General features: G+C 63.8%; 9 protein-coding genes. 2 read left to right on the top strand and 7 right to left on the bottom strand.

Going from position 1 to position 11,325, the window contains the following annotated elements; genetic code table 11:
• The 6 genes from HPY83_01370 to HPY83_01345 form a co-directional block, all read right to left on the bottom strand.
• Nucleotides 1-742, bottom strand: a 742-nt coding sequence (locus HPY83_01370) for a hypothetical protein (GenBank protein NPV06594.1), incomplete at its 3' end; no start/stop codon positions are given.
• Between the two features lie 461 nt (nucleotides 743-1,203).
• A complete protein-coding gene (locus HPY83_01365; protein NPV06593.1) occupies nucleotides 1,204-1,455 on the bottom strand; it encodes a hypothetical protein in 252 nt (83 codons plus the stop codon).
• Nucleotides 1,433-2,503, bottom strand: a complete 1,071-nt coding sequence (locus HPY83_01360; GenBank protein ID NPV06592.1) for a hypothetical protein — start codon at nucleotides 2,501-2,503, stop codon at nucleotides 1,433-1,435. The genes HPY83_01365 and HPY83_01360 overlap by 23 nt, the downstream gene beginning before the upstream one ends.
• A gap of 110 nt (nucleotides 2,504-2,613) precedes the next feature.
• Complete coding sequence (locus tag HPY83_01355; protein ID NPV06591.1) at nucleotides 2,614-3,534, bottom strand: carbohydrate ABC transporter permease; 921 nt, start codon at nucleotides 3,532-3,534, stop codon at nucleotides 2,614-2,616.
• A gap of 61 nt (nucleotides 3,535-3,595) precedes the next feature.
• Nucleotides 3,596-4,393, bottom strand: coding sequence for a sugar ABC transporter permease (locus tag HPY83_01350; GenBank protein NPV06590.1), 798 nt, complete (start codon nucleotides 4,391-4,393; stop codon nucleotides 3,596-3,598).
• A gap of 240 nt (nucleotides 4,394-4,633) precedes the next feature.
• Complete coding sequence (locus HPY83_01345) at nucleotides 4,634-6,019, bottom strand: extracellular solute-binding protein (GenBank protein ID NPV06589.1); 1,386 nt, start codon at nucleotides 6,017-6,019, stop codon at nucleotides 4,634-4,636.
• 152 nt (nucleotides 6,020-6,171) lie between these two features.
• Here HPY83_01345 and HPY83_01340 point away from each other — a divergent pair, with 152 nt between their 5' ends.
• Complete coding sequence (locus tag HPY83_01340) at nucleotides 6,172-7,383, top strand: response regulator (protein NPV06588.1); 1,212 nt, start codon at nucleotides 6,172-6,174, stop codon at nucleotides 7,381-7,383.
• Between the two features lie 69 nt (nucleotides 7,384-7,452).
• On the opposite strand, the gene HPY83_01335 is transcribed toward HPY83_01340, so the two are convergent.
• On the bottom strand, nucleotides 7,453-9,693 hold the full coding sequence (locus HPY83_01335) for a hybrid sensor histidine kinase/response regulator (GenBank protein ID NPV06587.1): 2,241 nt from the start codon (nucleotides 9,691-9,693) through the stop codon (nucleotides 7,453-7,455).
• Between the two features lie 189 nt (nucleotides 9,694-9,882).
• On the opposite strand from HPY83_01335, the gene HPY83_01330 reads away from it, so the two are divergent.
• Entirely contained in the window at nucleotides 9,883-11,292 is a 1,410-nt protein-coding gene (locus HPY83_01330) for a YibE/F family protein (protein NPV06586.1), read from the top strand.
• The last annotated feature ends 33 nt before the right edge of the window (nucleotides 11,293-11,325 follow it).

Genomic DNA, 11,325 nt, shown 5'->3' with positions numbered 1-11,325 from the left:
CATAGCCCCGCTCGGTGTGCAGCCTCCCGAAGTGCTCCTTCATCTGCGCCCCCCGGCTCTGGCCGATGAAGCGCATCCGCTCCGCCAACTCATCGTCGTCCGTGACCACACACCCGCCCGTGTCCGACCCCAGCGTCTTCTCCGGGTCGAAGCTGAAACCCCCCGCCCGGGAGAGCGTCCCCGCCAGCCTGCCCTTGTAGCGGCCCATCACCGCCTGGCAGGCATCCTCGTACACGAACAGGCCGTGCCGCGCCGCCAACTCGTTGATGGGGTCCATGTCGCAGATGAGTCCGGTCTTGTGCACGCACAGGATGGCCCGGGTGCGCTCGCTGATCAGGGGCTCGATGGTACGGGCGCTCAGGTTGGGGCTGCCGGGCTCGGTGTCGGCAAACACGGGGATGTAGTTCTCGACACAAAGCCCCTGGATGGTGCCGTAGTCGGTGATGGGACTAACGATGATCTCGTCCCCCGGCTCGAAGTCCAGGGCCGCCGCCAGTATGGCCAGGGCCGGGGTGCAGCCGGGGGTGCCGATGCAGTGCTTCACCCCCAGCTTCTGGGCAAAGGCTCTTTCGAAGCGCCCCATCATGTCCACCGTGAGCCCCGAGTCCACTACCTCCTGGAGGTACTTGGCGCAGTTGGGACCCATCTCTCGGGGAAAGGGCGTGGGCAGCTTCCCCCGCTCCCCCAGGTGGGCCGCCGCCCCGTACCGGGCCCGCTCTCTCGGTGCCGTGTGCTCGCTCATGTCTGTTTCTCCCTACCTTCGGAGATTGCCACAGGGAAATGGAGACACAGAGGAAGAGACAGGGGCTGTCCCACACATGTCGGTCAGCACTGTCCATGCCTCTGGGTCTGTGCACCATAACCATACGGTGCCCCGGCATCTGGGCCACAGAGCCCATCTCTCCGCCAAGCCAGGTCGCCGGAGCCGCTTGGGCAACTGAACCCGGCCACCTGGAACACGTCGAACGCCCGCATCGTGCCGTCAGGACGGAGGCAGCCATTGCCAGATTGTACAGCGCGGGGCACTGATGAGGGAACCGCTGAGTTGGTGCAGCAAGTCTACGTATGGGGCGGGCCAGACCGCTACAGTGAGGGTGGTCGAGGTCGCTGCCCAGCACGCCGCAGCTTCTTGCAGGGCGGACGCGGAGGATCGCCCCTCTGCCCTGAGCCGGGCCAGGTACAGGGGGGACACAGGGACTGGGTCTAGCCCTTGATGCCGCTCAGGACTATGCCCTGTACGAAGTATTTCTGTGCCACGAAGAACAGCACCAACACGGGGAGCAAGACGAGGAAGGACGCGGCCATGAGGGCGCTGAAGTCGGTGCTGTACTGGCTCCTGAGCGAGAGCAGGCCCAGGCTGAGAGTGAATTCGCTGCGCTGATTGAGGTATATGAGGGGCCGCAGGAGCTCGTTCCAGTGAGAAATGGTGATGCTAGCGCATAGGCCCACACCCACACCGCTCGAGTGCCTCTACTATTGTGCGAATGGTCTCTGGAGGTACGTCGGGTTCGCACTCAGCGTGAAGCATCAGGCCGCCTCTGGGCCCGTTGAGCGCGTCGATGGCCTCCTGGATATGCGCCTCGATTTCCCTGCGCGTGGCGAAAGGGAAGAGCTGTCGGTCGAGGTCCAAGTGCACGCATACGTTCCCCTTCGCAACTCGCTTGAGCCCCTCCAACCCGTTTGCGCGTACCTGAGGATTGATGATAGTGACCCCACACTCTACCAGGTCCGGGATTACCTCAAGGATGTGGCCATCGCTGTGTAGGTAGAAGTACACATCATTGTCCCTACACATCCCAACTACTGCCTCGTAGCAGGGCTTGATGTAGTGGCGCCAATCACTGGGGCTGATCGGGAGGGACCTCTGGAGGCCGAGATCATCACCGCCAGACAGCATCTCGACGCCAATCTCGATCCACTTGTGCACTAGGCGGAGATTGTAGTCCCGCACCATGTCTATCAAAGCATCCAATCTCGGATCCCTGGTTGCCATATCCATCATGAGATTGGAGAAACCGCGCAGGTAGAACAGGCGCATATACATGAAGCCATGACTCAGCCCACCTGTTGCCAAGCCACCCTTCTGCTTTGTCTCTTGGATGGCCATGCCGCGAGCGCTCCAGTCTATGGGGTCGCCAACAAGATCGGTCCGTGCCAACGGATCGGGCGGCTGGTAGCTATCGAAAGCTGCCCAGTCCCTCAGCGGCGCTTCCTCTTCCACGGGTATGGAATCCAACCCTTCCTCGATGTTGTGCCAGACCGTACCCCAGACATCTACCCACCGTCCTGCCTTGTACTGGCGAGGCATTTCCATACGCCTGAAGTCGCCCTCGCGGTAGTGTGGGAAGAGCCTTGGGTGGCCCAGAACTATCTCCTCGACAGCCTCGCCGTACCGGATCCAGGTAGCAGGCATAATCGACACCACGCACGGAATCCACTCCGGGCTGTCGAAGAGCATCGCTCTCAAGGTGTTCTGCACCACAGACGCTTTCTGGTTACGCATGTAGGTCCCCTGCACCCTGCGTAGGCAACCAGGATCTGCTTCTGGTCCAGTCACCGGACACTGCAATAGACCGCAGAGTGTGGCCACGCGGCGTTGTCATTGGCAAGGCTTCACCTCCCAGCAAGACCGCCTAGCTGAATGCCCCGAATGAACTGCTTCTGCGCGAAGAAGAAAAGCACTATGACCGGCGCGATCATGATCGTGGACGCGGCCATGACGATGGGCCAGCGGTCGCCGTAGCGACCTTGGAACATGCGCAGACCTAGAGCAAGCGTGTAGTTGCTGTTGGAGTCGAGGTAGATGAGAGGACCCATGAACTCATTGTAGTGACCGAGAAACGAGAAGATCCCTACTGTGGCCATGGCCGGCTTGGAAAGAGGGGCTACCACTCTCAGAAGGATGCGCAGACTGCCGGCTCCATCTACTCTTGCCGCCTCCTCCAGCTCGATCGGGAGCCCAGTGAGAAACTGGCGCATGAGGAAGATGAAGAACCCCGAGCCAAACCAGGAGGGCACGATAAGGGGGAGAAACGTGTCGAGCCAGCCCAAGTCTCTGAAGATCAGGAATAGAGGCACGAGGGTGACTACGCCGGGAAGCATCATCACGGCTAGGACCAGGCCGAACACCAGTGACCGGCCCGGCCAGCGCAACCTTGCCAGCGAATAGCCAACAAGCAGACTGGAGAAGATGGTGCCTAGCATGGCGGCCGTGGCAACAATCACTGTGTTCTTCACAAACACCAGTAACGCTGGGCGCCCGGCGATCTCCAGAAGAGTGAGCATACTGGAGTAGTTCACCCACTGCGGTTCGCGGGGGATCCATTGGATAGGGTAGGTGAATACTTGGTTTGGCGCCTTGAGAGAAGTCGCTACCACCCATAGCAGCGGCACCAGAAAGGTGAACCCGGTCACGATCAGCACCACGTGCAGCAAGACGTGCCCTAGGCGCGCCTTGAGGCGTGCGGATCGCCACCAGGACGGTTGAGCACCGCCTCGGAGGAGAGGCTCCGCTCCTCGGCTCACCTGCGCCATGACTCTCCTTCCCGCGCCCGAACTCGGCCGGCAAGCCACCGGAAGCGGCACGTCAGCGAGCCTACTGCCCGACTTCATAGTAAACCCACCGGTTGGCGAACAGGAACTGAATCAGCGTGAAGAACATAATGATCCAGAACAGCATCCAGGCTAGGCTGGCCGCGTAACCCATTTTGAAGTACTCAAATCCGTTACGGTAGATATACAACACCGTGACCAACGTGGCGTCTTGTGGGCCTCCCCCCGTCATGATGTAGGTGGTAGTGAAGTTGGCCTGGAAGCCGTTGATCACGCCCATGATCATCTGGAAGAACAGAAACGGGGAGAGCAGAGGCATGGTCACCCTGATGAACTTGCTCCACCAGCCCGCCCCATCGAGTACGGCTGCTTCGTATAGCTCTTCTGGGATGCCTTGTAGGCCCGCCAGGAATATCACCATGGCCCCGCCCACACCCCACAGGGACATGAATATCAGTGCGGGCTTGGCTGCTCGTGTATCGAAGAGCCAGTTCACGCGCGAGATGCCGAACTGCTCCAGGAAGTTGTTAAGGATGCCGAACTCAGGATGCAGTATCTGCAACCACACCACTGCAGACGCTACTGCCGGGGTAATGGAGGGTAGGTAGAAGACGGTCCGATACCCGGCTATACCGCGCAACTTGACGTTCAGGGCAAGCGCCAGGGCCAAGGCCAATAGCAGCTGCAGCGGCACGCCGACAAACGTCAGGTACGCCGTGTTCCACAGAGATACGAGGACCTTCGGATCCAGGCGCAGCCTCTCCAGATTGGCGAGCCCCACGAACCTGGCGGGAGTGAGCAGGTCCCAGTCCTGGAAGACGAGGACGATGGAGTAGGCCATCGGGAATGCCCACCATATGAGGAATCCCAAGACAAAGGGGGCCGCAAACAGCCACCCGTCCCTCGCCTCCTGCCACAGCAGGCCGTGTCCGATCCGCCTCCCAGCCGCAACCGTCCCAAGCTGCTTCACTACTCGTCAACCTCGCACAGTCCGTAGAGGCGCCAAGAGCGGCCCGGGCGGCGCGGCTCTCCAGGCTACACCCAACAGAGCCGCGTCACTCGGGCCTGTCCCGATCACTTGCTATACTTGTCGTGACCAGTAGTCGTCGATGATCTTCTGCATGGTGTCATTGGCTTCCGGCATCAACTCGTAGGCCGTAGCATCGCCCGCGACCATGGCATCAAACGTGGCTTTCAGCACTTCGTTGTAGAAGTAGGTGTCGCTGAGTTCGAAGCACAGGTGCACTATGCCCGTGTCGAAGCCCTTGCTGAACGCATCCGTGTTCTCGAAGCTGTACTGCTCGCGCGCCAGCGGCGCCCAGACAGCACCGATGTCCTCGAGCACGCCCGGCTGCCGTCCGCCCTCGGCAACATGCCGTTGCGCGTCAGGCCCGCCGGAGAACTTGATGAACTCCCAAGCCGCATCCTTGTTCTCACGAGCGGCATTCATGGTGAGCACATGACCGAAGCACATGTGTGCTCGGTTGCCATCCTTGCCCTTGGGGAGCAGCACCACATCGAAGGGCGTGCCACCTTCTCTCTTGGCTTGCGGGCCCATCATCTGCGGCAGGAACCAGGGCCCCTCCATCTTCATGGCCACGTTGCCGGTCTGGAGCGTGTTGGTCCCTCCCTGCATCTCGGCAGGAGTGGGGCTCACTCTAGCCGTGTTCATCACCTCGTAGAGCTGGTAGTTCAGGGCGTCCATAATGGACTGCTGATCCCACCGCGCCTCATGCGGGTCAACCTCGGTGTCCCACTCCTTATCGCCATCCAGGCGCATCCAGCAAGCTAGGCGCTCGTATGACGTGTTGGTCTGGTAACCGTAGTACTTCACCCCGTTGTCCTCGTGGGTCAGCGCCTCAGCGATCCCCTTGAACTCGTCTAGAGTCCAGTCATCAGTCGGGTAGTCCAGCCCGAGCTTGTCAAACGCCTCCTTGGAGTAGAATATCACCATCGCGTTCATGTTCCATGGCGAACCGTACAGCTTACCCCGGTACTTGGTCTGTGGGTCGTAGACTCTCTCATACGCCGACGGCCAGGGTCGATTCCAGTCATCACGAGCGCGGTACTCGTCAAGAGGGGCAAGGGAACCTTTGCCTGCGTATTGCTGGAACCGCCAAGTCTGGCAGTTGATGACTTCCGGAGCTACTCCTCCGGCCAACGCAGTCTGAAGCTTCTCGTAGTAGCTGCCCACCGGCTGCTGAAGCCGTACCCTGATGTCCGGATATGCCTCGTGGAAGTCCGCGATCGTCTGCTCCGCGATCCAGGTATCGTTGATGTCACCCCATTCGTAGAATCCGATCTCCACTGGGCCCGTGGTCGCGGCAGCCGGCACACCACTCTCGGCCGCACCAGGCGCCTCGGCCACCTGCGCCGGCTGGGCGGCGGCGCAGGCAGCCAACACCCCGGCGCCCGCCATAGCTCCCACACCCCTCAACAACCCTCGTCTCGACACTCGGCGCTGCATTGCTTCCCTCCTCACCAAGACCAGGATGGCAGATGCCGGGCTACGGATTCACCCCGTGACCCGCCTGCGGAAGACGCCTGCTATAATCATAGCACCTGGCCACCCCGCCCATACGCCGGCAGGTGACACGCCGATGACAGAATGGTGACAACATGAGCGATCTCGAGTCCCTAGCCGAGTCGGAAGCGCTCCTTGCCCAGCTTCGCGACGCCCTGGCTCACTACTACGACCAGGCCTACCTGGTCCGCCATCCCCTACTGGACCGCCTGAACATCAGCCCCGGCACCGACCCTGTCTCCGCCGTCCAGGAGCTGCGCCGCCTGTTGGCCGCCGCCATCCAGCAGCTCCGCCCCCGCCCCGACACCCCTATTTCCGACCCCGCCTGGCGCCCGTACGCCGTCCTCCACCGGCGCTACATCCTCGGCAAGGAGCTCAGCGAAGTGGAGAGCGAGCTGCTCCTGGGCCGGCGCCAGGTGCTCAGGGAGCAGCGGAAGGCCCTAGAAGCCATAGCCCTCTCCCTTCAGCGCGAGCCGAGCCCTCAGTCTGTCCCCGCCGATGCCGGCGACAACCCTCTGCTACAGGAGATCTCGCGCGTGTCCTCGGATCGCCGCGGTGTGGATGTGGCCGAGGTGCTTCAGGGCGTCCTGGGGCCTATCCGCACCCTGGCCCAGGGTTCCGGGGTCCGGCTGATCGCCGATGAGCATCCGACCTCGGCCCACGTCTTCTGCAACCCCGCCCTGCTCCGCCAGCTCATTCTGGCCACGCTGTCATTCGCCGTGCGCTCAGCCGCGGGCGGCGAGGTGAACGTCCAGCTGGTCCCCCACGGTCGCCAGGCCCGTCTCAGGTGCGTCGCCAGGCTACCAGCCGCCCCTGACCCCGCATCTCGTGTGTCCTCCCCTCCGGAGCCGGTTCAGACCCTGGCCCAGGCTCAGCGGGCGGAGGTCACCCTACGGCAAGACGAAGCCGGGTTCACCCTGGACCTGCTCCTCCCCTCGGGCGATCAGGAAGTGCTCGTGGCCCTGGTGGAGGACAACGAAGACGCCGTGCGGCTCTTCACCCGCTACCTGGCTGGACGAGGCTTCCGGCTGGTCCCGCTCTCCGACAGCACCACCGCCCTCCCCCGCATCGCCGACCTGATGCCCGACGTGGTGATACTCGACCTCATGATGAGCAATGTGGACGGCTGGGAGATCCTGCAGCAGCTTCAGGCCGAACCCCGACTGCACCGGATACCGATAGTGGTCTGCTCCGTCCTCGACGAGCCCGAGCTGGCCCGATCCCTCGGCGCCACCGCCTACCTCCGCAAGCCTATTCGGGCCACGCAGCTCCTAGACTGTCTGAGCGAAGTGATACGTGACGCGTGATACGTGATGCGTGATACGTGATACGTGATATGCCTTGCTTGCTGTCTATCACGCGTCACGTATCACGTATCACGCATCACCGCCGACGTAGCGTGCTGGGAGCGCCTTGGCCAGCGATTCCAGCACCCGCACCATCTCGCCCGCGGTGAGGCCGGCATTTCGGATCAGCCGCATCTCCGCCTGCCCTAGAGCCGACAGATCCTGGGCGGGACCGCGCGCGGTCACCACCGCCACCGGCGGATGGACGCCCATGTCCCTGGCCTTCATCCGGGCCAAGAACTCGACCCCTCCCATGCCTGGCATGAGCAGGTCCAGCAGGATAGCCTGGGGCCGGAAGCCGTCCAGCGCTGCCAGCGCTTCCTCTCCCGAGGAGACCGCCAGCGTCTCCACCTGGGGCCATTCCTTGTGCACGATGCGCTCCAGGAGGGCCAGCATGTCGGCCTCGTCGTCCACCAGCAGCAGCCTCCCGGGGTCGCCGCACAACCGGCGCACCACCGTTACCACCTGCTCCGGGGTAACCGGCTTGATGAGGAACTCCTCCACCCCCAGTGCCGCGCCCGCCCGCCGCTCGGTGGGGAAGCCCGCCACCAGCGCCGGCAGCTCCGCCGGGGCCGCCAGCGCCAGCAGTTCCCGGGCCTGAGCTGCGGCCTCCTCCAGCGGCCGACCGGAGTACTCCGAAGCCCCAATCGTCGTCTCCACCGCCACGAAGACCATGTCCGGGTGGCGTTCACGGACCAACGAGGCAGCCTCCTCCACCGTGGTCGCCCGCAGCACCTCCACCTCCTCGGCGTGCCGCTCCAGCACCCGGCCTACCAACTGGTCGCGACACAGGACCACCACGCTAGCTCGGTCCTCGCGGCCCTGGGGACGCTGCGGCCAGGCCCGCCGAGGAACAGGCGGCTGCATTGCCCCCCGCCGCCCAGGGAGAGGTAGGGAGAAGTAGAAGGCGCTGCCCTGGCCCGGTGTGCTCTCGGCCCATATCCGCCCGCCGTGCAGACGGATGAACTGGCGGCAGATGGCGAGGCCCAGCCCCACCCCCTGGTGGGGGCGGCGCAGAGACGTATCCACCTGCTCGAACTCCTCGAATATCACCTCCAGTCGGTCCGGGGGTATGCCCTCGCCCGAATCCCGCACGCACACCGTCACCTGCTCCTCACTAGCGAAAGCACTCACCTCGATGAACCCTTCCCGTGTGGCCCGGACGGCGTTGTTGATCAAGTTCAGCAGCACCTGCCGCACCCGAGTGCGATCCAGCTCTAGCATCGGCAGGTGGCCCGGCAGCCGCACCCTTAGGTCCAGCCTGGAGTCCTTGAGGAGGCCGCTGGCCGTGACCGCCGTATCCCTAATCAGTTGCCCTAGGTCGGTGGGTTCCGGCATGACCGGGAGCCGGGCTGCCTCGATCTGCGCCAAGTCCAACACGTCATCTATCATCTGAAGCAGGTGTTCGGCATTGCGCCAGATGGTCATCAGGTCGTCGCGCAGGGAGGCAGGCCAAGGGAAGTCGCCGTAGGTCTCCGGCGAGAAGCACAGGATCTCGGCGAAGCCCACGATGATGTTGAGGGGGGTGCGGAGCTCGTGGCTGATGTTGGACAGGAACCGGGCCTTCACCCGCCGAGATTCCTCTGCCTCCAGCCGGGCCTCTTCCAGCTCCCGGGTGGTGCGGCTGAGGGCAGCGTGCGCGTGTCGGAGTGAGTCTAGCGTTCGGCGAAGCTGTTCCCGCCTGCGGGTGACCTCGGTGGCGGTGCGCCACGCGCGCGCCTGGCTCTCCATGGCCCACCGGAGCACCGTGTATAGATTGGTGGAGGACAGCCAGGAGATGGCCAACGTGGCCCACAGCAGCCCCAGGGCGTGCACCACTAGCAGCGCCGACTGGGCTGATCCTTCGCGGCTGGCGGCGAGGGCGAATGCGGTCAACCCGGCAGCCAAGACCGCCGACACGGCCGGCCCGGCGAGCAACAGCGACACGCTCACCACCAGGGACTGGTAGAACACCCACACCGGGTTCCCCGAGAGGTAGTAGCCAACGGCCAGAGCCGACCCCATGCCCAGCAGGAATATCCCAGTCCGCCACCTCTCCGGCAGCCCGGTGGCAAGCAGTGTGACCGTGGCACTGACCATCATGATGGCAGGCGGAATGCCTGGCTCCAGGCGCGGAGGTACACCCTGCACAGTCATCTCCGCCGCGATCCAGATCCACGTCAGGCTCAGAACCACCAGGCAGAGGCCCGAGCGGATGGGTCGCCGTAGCTCCTGCAGGTCAGCGCTGCCCGTGGACTCGCTGGCGATCGCGTCGCTCGCCGCCGCCGACATAGCTCCTCCCTGCTGCCTTGATGTAGAACGCTGGCCTGCGTTGATACTACGCTGATTCCCGCTGATCAGAAAGGAAGAGACAGAGGGAGCAAGGACGCGAGTCAGCGTCCCGCCGGCGTCATCCGTTTGCCTACGGAGTCAGATCGTTCTACCGTGTCGCCTGCGGCAAGCACTGGGGGGAGCAGAACGATGCCGAGAATGGACCGCTCCATGGCCCTGGTCATGGCCCTGACGGTGGCGCTGATGCTGGGCCTGTTGCTGATGGTGCTCGTCGGTCCAGGCAGGACCACGGGTCGGCCCGACGGGGCAGATGGCGGCCAGGGTGCCGAGATCCTGACCGCTCGGGTGATCCAGGTTCAGGAAGAGGGGATGCGCGATCTCGGCGATGGCACCCTGAGCGGCTACCAGAAGCTACTGGTCTTGGTGGAGAGCGGCTCCCTCCGGGGGCAGGAGGTGGTGGTAGAAGAGGGAGTCATCAATACCACCAGCGAGCAGAAGTTCTTCCGCCCCGGCGACCGGGTCTATCTAAGCCGCGTCTCCGGGCCCGAGGGCGACCATCTGTTCATCTCGGACTACGTGCGTAGCACGGCCCTCTTCTGGGTGTTCGCCATCTTCGCCGTCCTCGTGGTGCTGGTCGGATGGAGCAAGGGCCTTCGCTCCCTGGCGGGGACAGCCTTCAGCGTGCTGGTCATCTTCGGGTTCATCGTTCCCCGCATCATGGCCGGGGACGATCCCCTCACCGTCAGTCTCCTGGGCGCCCTGGTTCTGCTCACCGTCTCCACCTACCTGGTCTTCGGCTGGAACGTGAAGGCGCACGCCGCTGTGGCCGGCATGATGCTGAGCCTCCTCGTCACCGGCTTGCTGGCCTCCGTGTTCGTGGACTGGACCCGTCTGACGGGCTTCGGCTCGGAAGAGAGCACCTACCTGCTGATGGAATTGGGCCCCACCGTCAACCTGAGAGGCATCGTACTGGGCGGCATCATCATAGGCGCCCTGGGCGTGCTGGACGATATCTGCGTGAGCCAGTCGTCCTCCGTGTTCGAGCTCGAGCGGGCCAACCCCGACCTCCCCTGGATGGAGTTGTTCCGGCGGAGCCTCAACATCGGGCGAGACCACATCTCGGCTTCGGCCAACACCCTGGTCCTGGCCTACGTCGGCGCTTCCCTTCCGCTTCTGATGGTCTTCAGCATCTACCAAGAGCCTCTCCTGCGCCGGCTCAACCGGGAGCCGATTACGGAAGAGATCGTGCGCACCCTGGTGGGGAGCATCGGACTGGTGCTGGCCGTGCCCATCACCAGCCTGATCGCCAGCCTGGTGGCACCCTACGAACGCCGCCGCCATGAGCAGGCGCTGGCGGCCCTACTGGCACTGGTGTCGGACGGCAGAAGCCGCCGACTGGACCAGGCTTCCCGCGAGCTGGGGCGCTCACCCCGGGAGACGCTCAGTCTGGTCCAGCAACTGGCCGAGCGCGGCCACCTACTGCCCACGCGCGGCTCCTGCCCCGGCGAAGATCAGTGCAAAGGCTGCCGCTACCGCCTGGCCTGCGCCATAGGCAGCGAGGATCAGATCTGGACCCTGGCACCCACCACAGAACGCTGATCCCCGCTGATCAGAAAGAACCCACAATGAAGG

The organism is Anaerolineae bacterium, assembly GCA_013178015.1.
GTDB lineage: Bacteria > Chloroflexota > Anaerolineae > DRVO01 > DRVO01 > Ch71.
This window is presented reverse-complemented; position numbering and strand designations above follow the sequence as displayed.

Excerpts from the sequence above, each read along its gene's own strand:
- HPY83_01360 (NPV06592.1), bottom strand. The coding sequence starts at position 2,503 with ATGCGTAACCAGAAAGCGTCTGTGGTGCAGAACACCTTGAGAGCGATG.
- HPY83_01355 (NPV06591.1), bottom strand. The coding sequence starts at position 3,534 with ATGGCGCAGGTGAGCCGAGGAGCGGAGCCTCTCCTCCGAGGCGGTGCT.
- HPY83_01335 (NPV06587.1), bottom strand. The coding sequence starts at position 9,693 with ATGTCGGCGGCGGCGAGCGACGCGATCGCCAGCGAGTCCACGGGCAGC.
- HPY83_01340 (NPV06588.1), top strand. The coding sequence starts at position 6,172 with ATGAGCGATCTCGAGTCCCTAGCCGAGTCGGAAGCGCTCCTTGCCCAG.
- HPY83_01345 (NPV06589.1), bottom strand. The coding sequence starts at position 6,019 with ATGCAGCGCCGAGTGTCGAGACGAGGGTTGTTGAGGGGTGTGGGAGCT.
- HPY83_01350 (NPV06590.1), bottom strand. The coding sequence starts at position 4,393 with ATGGCCTACTCCATCGTCCTCGTCTTCCAGGACTGGGACCTGCTCACT.
- HPY83_01330 (NPV06586.1), top strand. The coding sequence starts at position 9,883 with ATGCCGAGAATGGACCGCTCCATGGCCCTGGTCATGGCCCTGACGGTG.